Annotated in this window: 15 protein-coding genes and 1 riboswitch; all 15 genes read right to left on the bottom strand. The window is 52.4% G+C overall.

Annotated elements, in window-relative coordinates; all coding sequences use genetic code 11:
- Window positions 1–66 precede the first annotated feature (66 nt).
- The 15 genes from cobD to Q3886_RS02530 all read right to left on the bottom strand — a co-directional run bounded on the left by cobD (window position 67) and on the right by Q3886_RS02530 (window position 18198).
- The gene (cobD, locus tag Q3886_RS02600) at window positions 67–1143 is read right to left on the bottom strand and encodes a threonine-phosphate decarboxylase CobD (RefSeq protein WP_301859606.1); all 1077 of its coding nucleotides are present in this window, start codon (window positions 1141–1143) and stop codon (window positions 67–69) included.
- A 4-nt stretch (window positions 1144–1147) separates the two neighbouring features.
- The gene (locus Q3886_RS02595; protein WP_301859605.1) at window positions 1148–2008 is read right to left on the bottom strand and encodes a GHMP kinase; all 861 of its coding nucleotides are present in this window, start codon (window positions 2006–2008) and stop codon (window positions 1148–1150) included.
- A gap of 10 nt (window positions 2009–2018) precedes the next feature.
- A complete protein-coding gene (gene cbiB, locus Q3886_RS02590; protein ID WP_301859604.1) occupies window positions 2019–2957 on the bottom strand; it encodes an adenosylcobinamide-phosphate synthase CbiB in 939 nt (312 codons plus the stop codon).
- Window positions 2950–4488 (bottom strand): cobyric acid synthase, encoded by a 1539-nt coding sequence (locus Q3886_RS02585; RefSeq protein WP_301859603.1) that lies wholly within the window; start codon window positions 4486–4488, stop codon window positions 2950–2952. Before Q3886_RS02585 ends, cbiB begins: the two co-directional genes overlap by 8 nt.
- A 108-nt stretch (window positions 4489–4596) precedes the next feature.
- Window positions 4597–5187 carry a hypothetical protein gene (locus Q3886_RS02580; protein ID WP_301859602.1) on the bottom strand — a complete coding sequence of 197 codons (591 nt, stop codon included), beginning with the start codon at window positions 5185–5187 and terminating at the stop codon, window positions 4597–4599.
- A gap of 270 nt (window positions 5188–5457) precedes the next feature.
- Window positions 5458–6447, bottom strand: coding sequence for an ABC transporter substrate-binding protein (locus Q3886_RS02575; protein WP_301859601.1), 990 nt, complete (start codon window positions 6445–6447; stop codon window positions 5458–5460).
- A 46-nt stretch (window positions 6448–6493) separates the two neighbouring features.
- The gene (locus Q3886_RS02570) at window positions 6494–7504 is read right to left on the bottom strand and encodes an ABC transporter substrate-binding protein (RefSeq protein WP_301859600.1); all 1011 of its coding nucleotides are present in this window, start codon (window positions 7502–7504) and stop codon (window positions 6494–6496) included.
- 29 nt (window positions 7505–7533) lie between these two features.
- Complete coding sequence (locus tag Q3886_RS02565) at window positions 7534–8292, bottom strand: ABC transporter ATP-binding protein (RefSeq protein WP_301859599.1); 759 nt, start codon at window positions 8290–8292, stop codon at window positions 7534–7536.
- A 12-nt stretch (window positions 8293–8304) separates the two neighbouring features.
- Entirely contained in the window at window positions 8305–9168 is an 864-nt protein-coding gene (locus Q3886_RS02560; RefSeq protein ID WP_301859598.1) for an ABC transporter permease, read from the bottom strand.
- A 12-nt stretch (window positions 9169–9180) separates the two neighbouring features.
- A complete protein-coding gene (locus tag Q3886_RS02555; protein WP_301859597.1) occupies window positions 9181–10791 on the bottom strand; it encodes an amidohydrolase in 1611 nt (536 codons plus the stop codon).
- 94 nt (window positions 10792–10885) lie between these two features.
- Window positions 10886–11800, bottom strand: coding sequence for a glycyl-radical enzyme activating protein (locus Q3886_RS02550; RefSeq protein WP_301859596.1), 915 nt, complete (start codon window positions 11798–11800; stop codon window positions 10886–10888).
- Window positions 11800–14283, bottom strand: a complete 2484-nt coding sequence (locus tag Q3886_RS02545) for a glycyl radical protein (RefSeq protein WP_301859595.1) — start codon at window positions 14281–14283, stop codon at window positions 11800–11802. Before Q3886_RS02545 ends, Q3886_RS02550 begins: the two co-directional genes overlap by 1 nt.
- A 93-nt stretch (window positions 14284–14376) precedes the next feature.
- Window positions 14377–15717, bottom strand: a complete 1341-nt coding sequence (locus Q3886_RS02540) for an aminotransferase class III-fold pyridoxal phosphate-dependent enzyme (RefSeq protein WP_301859594.1) — start codon at window positions 15715–15717, stop codon at window positions 14377–14379.
- A gap of 171 nt (window positions 15718–15888) precedes the next feature.
- Window positions 15889–15986, bottom strand: a riboswitch (SAM riboswitch).
- 486 nt (window positions 15987–16472) lie between these two features.
- Entirely contained in the window at window positions 16473–17177 is a 705-nt protein-coding gene (locus Q3886_RS02535; protein ID WP_301859593.1) for a hypothetical protein, read from the bottom strand.
- Between the two features lie 97 nt (window positions 17178–17274).
- Window positions 17275–18198, bottom strand: a complete 924-nt coding sequence (locus Q3886_RS02530) for an Rpn family recombination-promoting nuclease/putative transposase (RefSeq protein ID WP_301859592.1) — start codon at window positions 18196–18198, stop codon at window positions 17275–17277.
- Window positions 18199–18387 lie beyond the last annotated feature (189 nt).

Below are 18387 nucleotides of genomic sequence, written 5' to 3'. Positions count from 1 at the left end.
GTGAAAATATGAACATGCCATAAAAAACCGATGCAGAACAGGTCCTGTCCCTTTCTGCATCGGTTTCTATACAAGCAGTGCCTTCATCTTCTGTATCAGCACTTCGTTGTCTTCCCTGCGCTTTACAGCAATTCGCACATACGATTCATCCAATCCCATGTAGTTGTCACAATTACGAATCAGGATTCCCTCATTCCGCAGGGCTGCCGCCAGTTTTTGAGCCGTCCAGCCGCTGCGGAGAATCCGGAATAAGATAAAATTAACAGACGGCGCATAGACGTGAATTCCGGGAATTCGCCGCAGCGACTCATAGAGGTATGTTTTTTCAGTTTCTACATACTGACGCGTCCGCTCCTGGTAGGCCTTGTCAGCCAGGGCAGCTATACCGGCATACTGAGCCAGTAAATTGACATTCCACACATCTTTATGCGCTTCCAGAGCAGCTGCTTTTTGAGGAGATACAGCGGCAAATCCCAGGCGCAGGCCTGGCAGGGCATAAAACTTCGTCAGCGAACGAATACTCATGATACAGTCATACTGCTGAATCAGGGTTCGTGCTGAATAGAGATGCTCATGAGGCAGAAAATCCAGAAACGATTCGTCAATGAGGATGTCCGTTCCCCGGCCTTGTGCCGCCTCTGCAAGCTCCTGAACGGCATCGACAGAGACAGTCGTTCCCGTAGGATTATTGGGATTGCCCAGTATGATGCAGTCCGCCTTTCCGCAGTACGCCAGCAGCTGCTTCCAGGGAAGGGCAAACTGCTGGTCTTCCTGTAAATATACAGGCGTAATATGGGCCTGAACGGCTGCAGCTGACCGCTCGTATTCTGAAAAGGACGGTACTGGAATGACGACCTGCCGGGGCCGGGCCTGATGCATATAGAGATAAAATAATTCAGCTGCTCCATTTCCCAGCACAAGCTGTTCACCAGGTACACCATAATACGAAGACAGGGCTTCTTTTATCTTTCTCCCCTGCGGGTCCGGATAATGAATCAGCTCCGGAATATGCTGCCGAATGGCCTGCTCGGCCTGTGCAGACAGGCCCAGGGGATTGATATTGGCACTGAAATCAATCCATGCCGTATGTGTCGGCGGCGTGTCATATACATTGCCGCCATGCTCGAATTGCCGGGATTTCATGGGCTTACCTCCTCCTCTGTATGGTCCATCCGCCGCTGCACAGCGTTGCCGCTCCCATATAGGACCACGAAACCAGGGAACTTACGAACGGCGCCGCCTGCATATCCAGATAGTCTTCCGTACAATCTGGCGGAAACAGCAGCCCTGCAACGGTGCCGCTGTGGGCTACATTAATGCCGACACTTCCCAGCTGCGGCAGCACGGCAAGTATCGTTTCCAGACCCTCCTTGGGCAGCACCTGCTGATGAAGGCGGGAACTGCAGGTCGCAGCCGCGCCAATACGTTCTGCTGTATAAGGCGGCACCAACATGGACAAGGGGGCACTGCTCTCCGCTGCTGCCCGTTTTGCGGCTCCATCATACTGGCGGTGAAACTGGGCTGTATTAATCTGTCCCCCCGTATCGAATACGGCAATCTTAAGGGATGGCAGTGACCCATACCGCCGCAGTATCTGCCCTGTCCCATAGTTCAGAGCCACAACGCCGCGGCAAAATACGCCGTCTGTCGCCTCTATGGACGAAGCAATACGGGCAACTTCCTCTTCCGTCAGCACCTTGCCCAGGGCGGCAGCAGCAGCAACTGCTACGGCTCCAATATCGGCACTGCTCGAGGCCATTCCCTTCTCCGGCGGCAGCGGTGAAGAGACAGAAAGAGCATAGGGAAAAGGGGGATTACCGAAATACGCCAAGGTACGGTCCAGGGCAGCCATGCTCTTTGTTCCCATATATCCCGACGGCTGCTCCCTGTCGGTAACGCGAACTTCTGTATACCAGTTAATCGGACAGGTTACGAGATAAGGCTGTCCCTTTGTATATCCCTGCGCCAGTTCGCCGCACGATCCGGGAACGCGAACGATAAGTTCCATAACCGGCTCCTTACTGCCATCGGCACAAGGCCGCTGCTAAAACAGCCAGAATCGTGACGACATACATGAGCGAAATAGCCTGGCGAATATGCCGGGGCACCAGTTCCTGCTGGGGATCTCCCATATAGGCCCGGAAAGAAGTCCGGCCAAAATAGGAATTGTATCCGCCCAGGCGGATTCGCAGCGCACCGGCAACGGCTGCTTCGCTGTACCCGCCATTGGGGCTGGGATGTTTGGCCGCATCACGGCGCAATATACGCCAGGCCTGCCGCACATCATCCTGCAGGATGGCCGCTGCCAGCAAAAAGAACAGAGCCCCAATGCGCGCAGGAATATAATTCAGTACATCATCCAGTCTGGCGGCGAAGCGGCCAAAATACAGGTAGCGGTCATTTTTATAGCCAATCATGGAGTCCAGCGTATTGGCCGCCCGATACACCACTGCTCCGGGCAGGCCGGCAAGGGCAAAAAAGAAGAGCGGCGACACAATGCCGTCTGTCGTATTTTCCGCCACCGTTTCCACAGTGGCCCGAACGATTTCGCTTTCATCTAGCTTCTGCGTGTCACGGCCCACAATCCAGCCTACTTTTTCCCTGGCTGCAGCCAGGTGATGATGGAGGAGCAGATGATAAATCTCCTGCCCTGCCTGGGCCAGGCTTTTCGGACAAATCATAAAGGAAAGAACAACAGCCTGCAGGCCATAGGATACATAGGGCATGTGCAGATACGACAAGCCTGTCAGGAACAGGACCGTCACATCATAGACGATCCAGAGAACTAACAGGGACAGTACGGCACCGCTGAGAAACTGTACAGTCTTTCCGGCTTTGGAAGCATAGAGCCACCGTTCCAGGAGAGAAATCAGTTTTCCCATCAAAGCTACGGGATGAAGCCTTGTGCGCGGATCGCCCCACAGGACATCCAGCAAAAACGCCAGTAAGCTAATCATGATCTGCACTCCCTGCCATTATACGCCGCAGCGCCGTCATGTCCAAATGGTTGCGGACGACCTGAGCCAGCTGATCATAATGGCGCTCCTTTTCTGTCTGCACATGATTCCGCTGCAGCAGCGGCGGCAGCCCTTTGCGGCGGCGCAGGCTGTTCAGCAGATCCTGACGAAATCCGTCATTATCGAAAATACCGTGCATGTACGTTCCCCACACCAGGCCATCCTTCCGGGCCGTACTGTGAACGACATGGCAGGGCTGTCCCTTTCTCTCGGTCACTACGACAGGATGGCACAGGCCTGATTCCACATCTGTCGTCTGGCCCATGTGAATTTCGTAGCCCTTCAGCACAGGGGCTGAAAGAGTCGTTCCGACAAAAGGCAGATTCTGGCAGACGCCCTGCACCTGAGACAGGGATTTTGCTTCGGCAAAAGTCGTTTCGACAGGCAGCAGCCCCAGGCCCGGCGTAGAAGTGACGGATGACTCCGTATGGAGTGGGTCATGAATCCACTGCCCCAGCATCTGATAGCCGCCGCAGATCCCAATGACCGGTACAGACTTTTCCAACTGACGGCAGATAGCGTCTGCCAGGCCCGTTTCGCGGAGCCAGGCCATATCGGCAGCCGTATTCTTGCTGCCTGGCAGGATAATGACATCAGGCTGGCCCAGAGAGTCGGGATGGGGTACGTAATACAGGGAAACGTCTGTTTCTGCTGCCAGGCTGTCAAAATCCGTAAAATTCGACAGTTTGGGCAGCTGAATAACGGCTATATGCAGTTCCCCCGTTTTCAGGCTGTGTTGTTTTTCTTCGAGCGATACGGAGTCTTCGTCATCAATTCCCAGGTCTTCAATGAACGGAATTACGCCGAGGACAGGCTTTCCTGTCTTTTGTTCCAGAAAGGACACAGCCGGCTCAAATAAGGAAATATCGCCGCGAAACTTATTGATAATCAGTCCTTTAACCAGATTTCGTTCTTCTTCATCGAGCAGCTCCAGCGTTCCCACCAGGGCGGCCAGTGAACCGCCGCGGTCAATATCGGCTACGAGCAGAACCGGTGCGCCCAGATATTTGGCAACCCGCATATTGACAATATCGTGATCTTTTAAATTGACTTCAGCCGGGCTGCCGGCACCTTCAATGACAATGGTATCATAGGCCATCTGCAACCGCTGCAGCGCTGCCGTTACGGCATCAAAGGCTTTCAGGGAATAGCCCTGATGATATTCTTTTGCCGACATATTGCCAACAGGATAGCCGTCAATAATGACCTGAGAGCAGCTGTTGCCTGTCGGCTTCAGCAGTACCGGATTCATTTCCACCGAAGGAAGCAGTCCTGCCGCTTCCGCCTGGGCAACCTGGGCCCGCCCCATTTCCCGTCCGTCAGCAGTAACAAAGGAATTGAGGGCCATATTCTGTGCCTTAAAGGGCACAACGCGCTTTCCTTCCTGAAAAAATATCCGGCACAGCGCCGTTGCCAGTATGCTCTTGCCAACGTGAGAACTCGTTCCCTGCAGCATAATGTACTCTGCCATGCTGCCTGTCTCCTTTCCTGCTGCTATCTCGCAGTATCCTCTATTCGGCAGGCCTTCGTACCTGCCCTTTCCGCCTGCTGCCATGTCATCATGCCAGGCTGACGGCTTCTACCATTTTTTCTTTTTCTCCTCATCGTCCACAGGCGTCACGTCAATGGTAGGACCGTGATGACGGAACCGTTCTTCCCGTTTTGCCGCTTCATAGCCGCGGCGATAGGCATCGTCATCATCAGTATGTCTGCGTCCGCGTATTTTTCTCCAGGCCCAGGACAAAAGGGCAAAAACAATAAAGGCCAGAATAATGTTAAACAGCAGACCCATAATATCGGCCATAAAGCCCATGCCGCCCCAGCCAAATAAGCTGCTGAGCATGCTGCCGAGGAACATGCCGCCGGCCAGGAGGCCAATATTACGCATAACGCCGCCCCAGCGGGAAGAAGAAGGTGCCGTCCCTGCCTGGCTCTGCCCGGAGGCAGTCTGTTGTTTTGTCTGGCTGCCAGGAGCGGTCTGCTTGGTCGAAGTACTGGATTTGGCTGCATTTCCGCTGCTGGAAGGCACTGCTTTAGGAGCCGGAAGGGCTTTGGGAGCCGACATTTTGATGCCTCCTTTGGCAGCAAAAGAAGGTGAAGAACCAGCCGGCACAACTGCAGCTGCAGAAATTGCGATTACGCCAACAAGAGCTATGTATTTTAGTTTCATCGTTCTATTCTCCATTTCTGTTTCAAACATATCCATCATTACAATTACTATATTAATTCCTTATTATATAGGATAGAGCCAAAAAAAGAAAGAGGCTGCCCCGCCTGGATGGCAGTACATACCACACTAAAAAAAGAAGTCCTGGTTTGCAGGGAGCGGGGTACATTACGCTGTGCAAACCAGAGCTTCTTAACCGGGGGCTGCTATTCTGAAACCGTACCTGCCGGCAAAGGCCGGCAGCGTTTCAGGTATCCTGCCGAAAGGATTGCCTTACAGCCCTTCAGCAAGGGACGTATCGATATAGTCTTTAATGTTTATATCTTTTTTGATGATGCCAATGCTTTTCATGAAAGCAACAGTATCTTCCAGACCTTTGATGTCGCCGTCACTGATTTTGACGGGATACTGGCTCTGTTCGATAATGGTCTTCATCTGTTCCGGCGAAGCATGGAAGTGCGGTGCCAGAACGGCAGCAGCCTTGGCCGGATCGGCCTTAATTTCTTTCGCCGCCTTGGCATAGGCAGAAAGGACGGCCTTTACGACATCCTGATTCTGTTTGACATATGCTTCTGTTGCAAAGATAGGCGCACCGCAGTAGGGAATATCCGGTTCATCAGGAAGAGCTGTTCCGACCTTTTTATCGACGAGGAAGGTCACATTGGGCTGCCAGAAGGCAACGGCATCTACCTGTTTGTTGAGCAGCGCCGTTTCGGCATCGCCGGCAGAAATATTGACAATCTCTACATCCTTAATGGAAAGATTGTGTTTTTTCAGCAGGCTGTACACATACTGATGGGCACTGGAACCGATGGTAAGGCCGATTTTCTTGCCTTTCAGTCCCTGGACATCCGTAATGCCCGAGTCCTTGCCGACGACGACGGCATGGACGTGATCGGCACTGCTGCCCTGGGCAACGATTACGTTTTTCTGCCCTTTAGCCAGCAGGGAAATGACGGGAACACCGCCGCTGATGCCAATATCCTGCTGTCCTGCAGCAAAAGATTCATTCATAGGCGGACCGGACTCAAACTCCGTCCATTTCACAGTAATTCCTTTTTCTTTCAGCGTCTTTTCCAGCTCGCCCGTATCTTTGGCATACCACAAAGGAAGCCATTCCGTCGACGGCTGTATGGCAATGCGCACGGTCTTGGCGTCTCCCGTACCGGCCGTATTAGCCGCCTTTTCTGTGCCGCACGCTGCTAGCAGCGCAGCAGCAGCCACTCCCGCAAACAGAGCGGCAATCATGGTTTTCCATTTCATATAGCACCTGCTTTCTCTGATATATTATTGTTATATATGCATATAGTTAGGACTGCAGCGAATTTGCTGTAGCTGCATCAATAAATTCCTTGACCTTCAGTTCCTTTTTAATAATGCCGATTTCATGGAGGAAATCAGCCGTTTCCTGCAGACCTGCCGCATCGTCATCGCCGAAGGTGACAGGATAGGAATATTCGCCGATAATCTTGACCATCTGTTCCGGCGTGCAGTGGAAATGAGGCGCCAGTGTGGGCGCAGCCTTGGCCGGATCGGCCTTGATTTCTTTCGCTGCCTTGGCATATTCCTGCAGTACAATCTTAATTACATCCTGATTGTCTTTCGCATACGCTGCAGTAGCGAAAATCGGTCCGCCGCCGTTAGGCAGGCCTTTCTGGTCGATTAAAAAGTTTCCTGCTCCCTTATCGATGAGGAAGGTAACGTTCGGTTCCCAGAATACGACGGCATCGACCTGTTTGTTCAGCAGCGCCGTTTCAGCGTCGCCGGCCGTAATGTTGATGACATCTACGTCTTTTAAGGTATAGCCGTACTTAGCCAGGAGGGAATACAGCATATGATGGGCACTGGAGCCGACAGTAATGCCGATTTTCTTTCCTTTCAGCTGGGCCGGATCGGTAATGCCCGAGTCCTTGCCGACGACGACGGCCTGGGTCTGGTCCCCTTTGCCGCCCTGGGCAATGATGACATTCTTCTGGCCTTTCGCCAGCGGCGCCACGACAGGCACATCGCCGCCGACGCCAATATCCTGCTGCCCTGCAGCAAAGGATTCATTCATGGGCGGACCCGATTCAAATTCTGTCCATTTCACAGTAATTCCCTTATCCTTCAAAGCCTGTTCCAGGCGCCCTGTATCTTTAAGATACCACAGCGGCGCCCATGTAGCTGACGGCTGAATGGCAATGCGAAGCACCTTGTCTCCCCCATCAGACTTGGCGGCACTGGCATTCTGTTCACTTGCTCCTGTACCGCCGCAGCCGGCCAGAACGGCGGCAGCCGTCATGGCAGCGGCAAAAACTGCTGCATATTTTTTCCAATTCATACACTAGTTCCCCCCTTTTTGCGGTTCCCTTACACCGCTTGTTGCTGCTGTGCAAAAAAATCATCAAAAATCTGTTTCTTTATTTTCGTAAATTCCACGGAGTTGCGATCCCGCGGCCGAGGCAGCGGAATGGGAATAATCTTCTTGCCTCCTTCGAACTGAGGCGACAGCATAATGACCGTATCGGCCAGAAAGACGGCTTCTTCAATGTCATGCGTAACCATGAGCATCGTCGAATGTTCGCTTTCTTTAATCTGATACACAGCCTGCTGCAAATTGATCTTCGTAAACGTATCCAGTGCGCTGAACGGTTCATCCAGGAGCAGCAGCTTGGGATTATTGACCAGAGCCCGGGCAATGTTCGCCCGCTGAGCCATGCCGCCTGAAAGCTGACGGGGATAAACCGATTCAAAGCCGTGAAGACCGACGAGATCAATGTGATGCTGGACACAGTCTTTTTTCTGCTCTTTACTCATATGCTGCAGGGAATAGGCTACATTTTCTTCCACCGTCAGCCACGGAAACAGGCGGGCTTCCTGAAAGATAACGCCCCGTTCGCGGCTGGGCCCCGTAATGGCCTTGCCGCCGACAGTAATAGTGCCGCTGAAATCCATGTCCAGGCCGGCAATGCTGCGCAGAACCGTACTCTTGCCGCAGCCGCTGGCGCCGACGAGGCAGACAAACTCGCCTTTCTGAATGGAAAAGCTCAGATCCTGCAGTACAGGCACGCGCCGTTTTCCCTGGATAAAGGTCTTGTTCAGATGTGCTACACGTACATATTCTTCCATCGTAGTCCCTCCTTATTCATAACGGGAAACCCGGTATTCTACCTGTTTCAGGGCCAGATCCATGATCTTACCGAGAATGCCGATAGAAATCATGCCCACAATGACAACATCGCTCAGCGAAAACTGGCGGGCATTCATAATCATGTAGCCAATGCCGCTCGATGAGGCAACCAGTTCGGCTGCTACGACGCAGGACCAGCAGGCTGCCAGGGCGACGCGCATGCCCGTAAAGATGCTGGGCAAAGCTGCCGGTATAATGAGCGTAAAGATCTGGCGCAGTCTGGAAATTTCCAGGACTTTTGCCACTTCGATCAGTTTGGGATCGACCTGATGGATGCCGTCGATGACGTTGATCAGGACGACGTAGAACCCGCCCAGGAAAATGATGAATACCTTGGACGTTTCATCAATACCAAACCAGAGAATGGCCAGCGGTATCCAGCCAATAGGCGGAATGGGCCGCAGGATCTGAATGAGCAGATCAAGAAGTTTGTACATCTGCCGGGACAGGCCGAGGACGATGCCCAGGGAAATGCCGGCAATACCGGCCAGGACATAGCCTTTGAGGACGCGGATAATGCTGACTTCCAGCTGTTCTGCCAGCGAGCCGTCGCTGATCATGGAAGCGGCTGTAGCAGCAATGGTCCGGGGACCGGGCAGGGTAATGGGATTGATATATCCCAGCTGCGCCAGTATATCCCAGATGATGACGATGGCGGCAACGACGACGATATACTGCAGGCCCCGCCAGCTTCCGACAGCAATCCGTTTTAAACTCTGTTGTACAGATACAGGCCTGTTCCCTTTTTTCTCTGTTTTTTGCGGGGTAATGGGAGTGCGAATATCCACAGACAAGGACTCACTATGTTCACTCATACAGATTCCTCCTTACTTTCTGTGCCATACAGGCACACCAGCGACGATCGTGGAAACGACGTCAACAGACCGAATATCTTCTGTCGGCACGGCTGCCGGGTCGCGGTCCAATACGACCAGATCGGCTCGTTTTCCGACTTCCAGGGTTCCCTTAGACTGTTCTTCGCCGTACATGTAGGCAGCCTGACTGGTAATGCCGGCCAGTGCTTCATAAGGCGTAAGCCTTTCGTCTTCATCCAGAACGCGGCCCGATTTGGTCTGCCGTGCTGCCGCTGCCCATACACTGTGCAGCACATCAGGCTTGACGATGGGCGTATCGCGGTGCAGATTGTAGCAAAGGCCCCGCTTCAGGGCCGACCGGACGGGACTGATGTGAGACGCCCGTTCCAGGCCGAGATTGCGTACATGCACATCGCCCCAGTACCACGTATGGGCATTGAAGAACGATGGAATCATGTGCAGCGCCGCAAAACGGTCCAGCTGATCCTGCCGCACGGTCTGGCAGTGAATCATGACCGGACGGAGCGCGTCTTTATGAGGATACTGCGATTCGTGCAGCGCCTTTTCATAGCAGCGCAGATACTGTTCCGACGCCGCATCGCCATTACAGTGAGCCAGAGTCTGCCGGCCGTGATCAATGGCATCTTTCAGCTGCCTGGTCAGGACGTCATCCGATACGGCAGCATAGCCGCTGTACGTCGGGCTGCCTTCATAGGGCTTGCTCAGCCAGGCCGTGCGGGCCTGCGGCGATCCGTCGAGAAAGAATTTCCATCCGCCTAACTTGAGATGGTGAGAATAGGTACCGTCGTACTGGGAATAGGCCTCAAAAATACGTTCCGGCTGTTCTGTTGCCCGAATATAGGCAACCACGTCTAGCTGGATGGCGTCATGAGCGGCCAGATCTGCCAGGACGGCAATATCATCAGCTGTAGACGCGCCGTTCTGAGCCGTCGTAATGCCATAGGAAGCGTACAGATCCTGAGCCTGTTTCCAGAGCTTCGGCCAGTCGTAAGGACTGCGCTGTTCTATAACCTGGTAATACGGCGCCAGCGCAGCCAGCTCTTCGGCATAGCCGTTCGGTTCCTGCGTTCCCGGAATGCGTCCGTACCGGGAACCGGCTGGATCGGGCGTATCCTTCGTAATGCCGGCCAGCCGCAGCAGTGCCGAATTGGCAACGCCTACATGACCGGATACGTGGCGAATAAAAATCGGCACAGCCGTACTGACCTCATCAAGAACTGCCGCATCAGGATGACGCTGTTCCTCCAGGTCGTTTTGATCATAGCCCGTGCCGACCAGAACGCTGTCCGGCCCGATGTCATGATGCCGGGCAAAGTCTTTCAGGAGCTGCACGATATCAGCAAAGCTGCGGGCCTGACTGATATCGGCATACTGAAAGTACTGGGCCTGTTCCAGAATATGACTGTGGGCATCAATAAATCCGGGAAGCACGGCCTGCCCTTTTAAATCAATGACCGCATCGTCAGCGTGAATCTCTGACTCTATAGCTGTATTGCTTCCTACAGCTGCAATGCGTCCATCCTGGACGATCAGTGCCTCGGCGACATCATCGGGACCGGTCATAGTCCGAATGACGCCATGATGATATACGGTACGAGACATAGTACCTACCCCCCTCTGCTGGCAGACACCCGTTCCCCCGAAGGGCATCTGCCGTTTATATAACCATACGATTGCTGTATTAATGTTCTTTGTTCTATTGTTCCCCGTGATGCGTACTGTCATAATTGACGAGCTCGATGTAGCGGCGCATGTCTTCCCCCAGCGCTGCATCGCCCATAGGATAGTCCCGCCCGAGGGCGATATACTTGCCCCGGCCCAGCTGATGATACGGCAGGGCTTCATAGGTAACGTTCGGGATTCCTTTCAGAAACTCGCGGATGGCGCGAATATCTTCAGGCGTATCATTAAATCCGGGAATAACCGGCGTGCGCACCCACTTGGACATTGCCGGAAAATCCCGGCACAGCGCTGTAAAATTAGCCAGTATCTGTTCATTGCCCCAGCCTGTATATTCCTTATGCCGGGCTGAGTTCATGGACTTGATGTCGAAAAGAATCGTGTCCAGAAAAGGAGCCGCTGCCTGCAGGGCGGCATACGGTGCGTTTCCGCAGGTCTCGATAGCCGTATGAATATGCCGCTTCTTCGCCCCTTCCAGCAGGGCTGCCAGGAATTCGGGATGACTCAGGGGCTCGCCGCCGCTTACGGTCAGACCCCCTTCGCCGTGTTCATAAAAGACGGCGTCTTTTTCCACAATATCCAGCAGCTGCTGTACCGTATATAGCTTTCCTTCCGTCTGCAGCGCCCGGGCCGGACAGGCCGACACGCAGGCCTGGCACTGACTGCAGCGCTCCCGCTGTACGACGGCTTTGCCGTCATCGCCAAAGTCCAGAGCCTGCTGTGGACAAACGGTCTTACAATGTCCGCAGGCAGCTGCACCTATGCAGCGGTTAGCTGCATAGGCCAGCTCCGGCGTATACGACTGAGATTCGGGATTGCAGCACCACCGGCATCGCATGGGACATCCCTTGAGAAACACAATGGTGCGGATGCCCGGGCCGTCATGAAGTGAATAATGCTGAATATTGAACACATACGTCGGTGCCGTCATTATACAGCCTCGTGTTCCGTCCGGGAAATGAGGTCATCCTGCAGATCTTTCGACAGTTCCGTAAAGTATGCGCTGTATCCGGCCACGCGGACGAGAAGGTTCCGGTACTGGTCCGGATGTTTCTGCGCTTCCCGCAGAGTATCGCTGTTAATAACATTGAACTGTACATGCCACAGCTTGAGATCCCGCCAGGCCTTGATAAACTGAACCAGTTTCTGCGTCCCCACTTCGCCCTGTACGCACGACGGGCTGAGCTTAATGTTGAGCAGCCGGCCGGCATGTTCGTTATAGGAGAAGTTTTTCGTTTCATTATTGGACAGCAGGATCGCCGTCGGTCCGTTAAGATCGGCGCCCTGGGAGGCACTGGCCCCGTCGGAAAGTGGTGTTGCTGCCAGACGGCCGTTCGGCGTAGCGCCAACGACTTTGCCAAAGGGAACGTGAGAGGTGAAAGGAACGAGGCGCAAATCCATGTGGACGCCCAGTTCTTTGCTGTATTTCCGCGTAAAGTCCTGTGCTTCCCGGTCGAGAAGTCTGCCGATTTCATCGGTATAGGGATCGTCATTGCCGTAGCTCGGTCCGTTGAGGAGGAGCTGGCGAATAGCTTCATAGCCTTCAAAATTGTGTTCCAGGGCATCTTTCAGTTCGTGGAGCGTAAGCACCTTGTCTTCAAAGACAAATTTCTTGATCGCTGCCAGGGAATCGATGACGGTAGCATAGCCCATGTATTCGAAGTAGCCCAGGTCGATGCCGCCGGGAATAGAAGGCTGATGCAGGTCCGTATAGGAGTCGCGGCAGAGCTTGTTCAGCAGCGAGCCCAAAGGCGTTGCGAAATGCTGCGCCCGGAGGCGGATGATTTCATGCTGCTGAATGAAGGCCTGGGAAATGAAATAGCGCTGCTGTTTCAGATAGGCCTGCAGAACGTCATCGAAGGACTTGAAGTCTTCAAAGTCACCTGTTTCCAGACCGAGCTGTTCGTCACCGTATTTCAGCATGCGGCCGTTGTAAATGACCATTTCCAGTGCTGCCGCAAAGTTGATGTACGCGTTGGGGCTGGTGTACGTATCCCGGTTGGGCATACGGCATTCGGCGCAGCCCGACACGCTGTAGTCATAGGCTTCGGCAAAATCAGCACCCTTGGCCAGCAGCAGGGGCACAACGTCTTCATCGTTGATCAGTTTCGGGAACCCTTCGCCGGCCTTGATCGTTTCGGCTACTTCGTACAGATACCGCTGCGGACTCCGCGTATGGATGCGGGCTGCCAGGTCCGGATAGTTAAAGGGGAATTCCCGCTTCGATTTGAGGAGGATATAGGTCAGTTCATTCGTCGCATCTCTGCCGTCCGGCGTCTGGCCGCCAATGGTGACGGCTTCCCAGTGGGCATAGCCTTCGTTGAAGGCGCCGCCTGCTTCCGACAGGTAAAGGTCGACAAACTGCCCCATAGCTACCCACATACATTCAAACAGTTCCTGAACTTCGTCGTCTGTAATGCGGCCTGCTTCGATATCCTTCTTGTAATAAGGATAGAGGTACTGGTCCATACGTCCGTTGGAAATGATGGTCCCTGTCTTCTGTTCAATACGGGAAAACATCTGCGTAAACCACTGGGACTGAATGGCTTCGTAAAAGGTCCGCGCCGGATGAGCCGGTACGTATTCGCACGTATCGGCAATGCGCTGCAGTTCCTGCCGCCGCGTCGGATTGGTTTCTCTCGCTGCCAGCTGACGGGCCAGTTCGCTGTGGCGGCGGGCCCATAAAATGATGGCGTCACACGTCGTAATAACCGCTTCCAGGAAGGGTTTCTTTTCCGTATTGTCAATAGGGCTGTACGGGTCCAGAGCTGCCAGCCGTTCTTCTGCTTCGGCTTTAATGCCCAGATACCCTTTTTTCAGGACGATTTCGTAATCGTGAACCCACTGCAGGGACGTGCGGAACGAAGCCGTTTCATTGACAATATACCGCGATGTCAGATCAGGATTGTACGTCAGCTTTTTCGTATCCCCCGTCAGGGCCTTGGCCAGATCTTCGTGGAAAGTCTTGCCTTTCCAGTACGGTGCAATTTCATCGGTTACGATTCTGGCATCTTCTTCGGTAATGGAGAAAGGCGAATTATCCCGTGTTGGCAGCGTTTCAATAGCGCCTTTGAGGATATCGCCGTCCAGTTCAGGATATAAAATCCCGTACCGGCCGGGCTTGCCGCTGCGGCCGACAATCAGCTGCTGATCGTCAATGTATACCGTCGCATTAGCTGCATAATAATACAGTGCTTTTGCCCAGCGCAGAATCAGAGGCTGCCCTTCTGTTTCCCGGAAGGACCGGGTAAAATACAGGCCCCGTTCTACATCGATCTGCGGCTTGGCAGCGCGAATCGTCTGCAAAAGGCCAACAGCGCGGTTATAATGGCCCTGCTTTTTCTGTTCTTCTTTTCCTAAAATTTCCCACTGAATCCGCTTTTCCTGCGGTGATAAGATAACAGCATTGCTCATAGTGTAATTCCTCCTCATATTTCTCTATCGGATAAAACGATTTGTAATCGTAAAATGTATCTATCTATATCTACAGGCCTGTATGTATGTACATTATGCCTGAATATATTTCTGATCGGCCCAGGTCAGTACGTCGTCGAGAATGGCCAGATTGGTTCGCAGTTCTTCTTCCGTAATGATCAGGGGCGGACAAATATTGATGTTGTTTTCTCTTCCAAAGGTGGAAAAGCCGCGCTTGCGCAGTTCCCCTTTAATAGCCGGCAGAATCGTATTGGCTTCGCCATAGGCTGCAAGGGGCGTCCGCGTCTTCTTATCCTTTACCAGTTCCAGCGAAGAGAAGAGGCCAATGGCCCGGGCTTCGCCGACAATGGGATGGACATCGGCCAGGCGCTGCAGTTCCTGTTTCAGAACGGCGCCGACTTTCTGTACGTGCTCAGCAATGTGATGCTGCTCGTAGTAGTTCAGAGCTGCTACACCGGCTGCGCAGGCCAGGGTATGGCCGCTGTAGGTCAGGCCGCAGGGAAGAACGTGTTCTGTAAAATACTCGCCAATGGCCTTGCTGACAATGACGCCGCCCAGCGGAACATAGCCGCTCGTAACTCCTTTGGCAAAAGTGATGATGTCCGGCTTGAGGTCGAAGTGCTGCCACGTGAAAGGCTTGCCAGTGCGGTAAAACCCGGCCATGACTTCATCCAGAATAAGGAGAATGCCATAGGTATCGCAGAGGGCCCGCACGCCTTCCATATAGCCTTTCGGCGGAATGATGACGCCGTTGGCGCCGACGATGCTTTCCATCAGAATGGCTGCTACCCGGTCTGTGCCTTCAAAGTGGAGCTGCCGTTCCAGCTGAGCCAGCGCCTTTTTGGTTTCTTCTTCTTCATCGACACCGTAGGTATAGCCGTCGCGGTACGGGTAGGGGTTGAAAAAGTGAACGAATCCACTGGCGCCGCCTGCTTCGGCTGCAAAGCGCCGCCAGTCACCGGACGCATGGGCTGCACCCAGGGTTGCGCCGTGATAGCTGAGGTATGCGCTGAAGACTTTCGTCCGCCCCGTTACGAGACGGGCAATTTTAATGGCATTTTCATTGGATTCAGCCCCGCCGCAGGTAAAGAATACCCGGCTGTATGTATCGGCACCGGCCAGCTCGACGAGCTTTTTGGCCAGATACGACTTCGGTCCTGAAGCAAAGTCCGGGGCCATAAAGGGCATCGTGTGGGCCTGCTGACAAATGGCTTCGATAATATCGGGATTGCTGTGTCCCAAATTGGCACATACCAGCAGGGAAGACATATCGGCATAGCGCTTATCGTCATAGTCCCAGAAATAAATCCCTTCGGCCCGCTTTATGGGCAGGACCGGTCCGCCCTGTTTCGCCCACGGCTGCAATACATACTCCTGATGTTCCTTTACTACTTCTGCTCCTTCTATACTCATTGGCTTCCTCCTCTATATCGTAGTAGCTGTAAAAAAAGTGCGCCCCCTCTGCCTGGCAGATCAGCGCACTTCACAGGAGTTCTCATCTGCCAGGCATTCCTGAGGATAACAAAAAAGGCGTCATCCCTTATAGATGACGCCCTTACAGAGGCTGAAATGATCCACACTCTTCGTTCATCTACCAGGTCTTACCTGCCGGATTTGGCACCTTACTTTCGTAGGTTGCCGCAGTGTCACAGGGCCGGTCCCTCGACTGCTCTTGATGAATGGATGGAATTGTCTGTATTACCTTACTAAGACAATCCCCTCTCTATAGTACAACACATGATGGTCATTTTTAAGTCCTCCTACATACACACGATCCGCAATGTCTTGCGTTGAGAGAATCATACACCGTAGCCCCCGGTACTGTCAATTCAATACGCTACTATTTTAGTATTTGTTTAGGTCTAATTAGAATTATGTAATAGTTATTACAATTATAACATATGCTATAGTAGGCATGGTTAAGCCATCTATCCCTGTTTTTTCAGGAAAATCCGTTCAGAAATACAGCCACCTATATGCCATCCGTTTTCGCCGGCGTACCAGACAGATTTGTCAGACACCTGTCGTTTGTCATGCAAGGGGTGCGTAAATGGTTTACAATGTATCTCATTTTTTCGCCTAGTAGGCGTAATAAGTTCCGCATCCAGTTTCGGCTACTATGCAAAAAAACAGGGCATACCTCGACATACAGGTATACCCCGTTCTCCTTATATCAGCTTATGTTCCTTTAACATATCCTGTATCTGCTGTTTCGTCCAGCCGCTGACGGCAGCCAGCTTGTCCATGTTCTTTTCCAGTTTCCAGAGGTTTACCAGGATATTCGCTTCGCCTGCTTTTGTCCAGCGTTTTTCGCCTCGTTTCTCGCCGACTTTTATTCCTTTATTGAAATGCTTTTCTGCTATTTCTTCGCTCAGGTTGCACATGGTAGTCAACTCCTTTTCCATGTCTTCTGTCAGTTCCAGTTCATACCGGTTTCGCAACTGTTCTTTCTTCTGGGCCGCTGTAATTTCTTCTTTGAACAGGAGCCGCAGCAATTCCAGAAACCGGTCTTTCGTCTTTTGCCGGCCTACATATACCATGACAATACCGATGAGGTTGTACATAGCCGGCCGTTCCTGGTAATGGCGAAACAGATTCTTTTCCGTCAGCTCATAGCGGTTAATGGCATTCTTCCCTGCCGGCCCGTTCAGGCATAGCCAGATGGTGTATATCTTTTTCAGTTTGCCATAGTCGCTGTTGGTAAATTCCACGCCTTTCTGGGAAGAAATGAGCCGGCCGGCATAGTATACAGCCCGTTTCATGAGCGGATAGGGCAGAGTATACTGCTTCTGCGCCTCTATATTGACAATCAGCGTAATCAGCTCACCCGATACAGGTGCTTTGGCACGAAACAGGATATCAAAGGAAATCACGCCTTCTGTGGGACTTGCGTCTTCATTCCTGCTTCCCCGTATTTCCGGTGCCTCTGACTGGTGTAAACGCACTGCATTGGTCAGATCCCTGTCAACGCTATATCAAGTGATATTCCTGATACAGCTGCTGTCGTGCTTCTTTACTTTCCAACGCCCGGCTTATGTCGTCCTGCCGGCCGTCAGCCTGTAATTTTTTAATCAACAGGGCTAACGTATTTTCTCCTTCTGCACGGCCTTTGTCCAATAAATCTTTTCGGTCCGAATTGTAATCCAATATGGCTAATTCGCGGTTAATGTAGGCCCGGCGTTCTGCCTTGTCCTGCAAGAAGATACTGGCTGCTCCTACAGCTTCCTGAATTGCTGCATCTTTCATAAGCAATTCCCCCTTTTCTTCGTCCGTAAGCTGGTTGGCAAAGTATGCCAGCCACCGCTCCATTTTCGTCATGTCATCCACGGCTTTTTTAGGCTGACAAGTATACTTTGGAATTTCCAGAAAATGAAATACCAAGTCCTGATTGAACCGGTCACCGGTCTTTTGATTATAAATACTCCATACAGAATGCGGATCGTCTTGCGGCAATAAATTAAACCGCAACAAGTTGACCGTAATGCACGGCTTTAGATCCTGATACACACCGCCTGGCGGCAGGGACATAAGATACAGCCTCGCCCAGTAACACATAGTCCGGCGCTGCATGTTTTTCTGATTCACAACCTGTACTTCTATATCGACCTGCTCCCCTGTATCCAGCGTACAGGCCACATCCAGGCGAGTTATTTTTTCATCGTAATGATCCGGTATCGTCTCGGTCGGATCAAAGACGATATCCCTAATAGTATGACCCAGATCCTCTGAAACGATCGTATTTAAAAAATCAATCGTAATTTGCTTGCGTTCAGGTCTGCCAAAAGTGAATTTAAAAATGACGTCATTCATGGGATTAAAATTACGTTCTGTCAACTCCGGATAGATTGCATAATAACGAATTTCATTGGCAGTCATCAGTTCATTCATGGGCATTCCCTTTCCTGCTGTATATATTATATCATGAGGCTATATCTCTGTCAGCATTGTCCCCGATTATCCGTGTCGAGCTCAAGGCATTCTGACGTAAAACAACTACACGCTCAGCATAGCAAAAGAAGATTAAAATCTGCTGAAAAGGAAATATAAAGCAGATTAAATTTCTAGGTGAGAGCATATAAAAAC

It is taken from the genome of uncultured Megasphaera sp. (assembly GCF_958350005.1).
Lineage (GTDB): Bacteria > Bacillota > Negativicutes > Veillonellales > Megasphaeraceae > Megasphaera.
The sequence above is the reverse complement of the archived record's forward strand: the minus strand, read 5'-3'. Positions and strand labels throughout refer to the sequence as shown.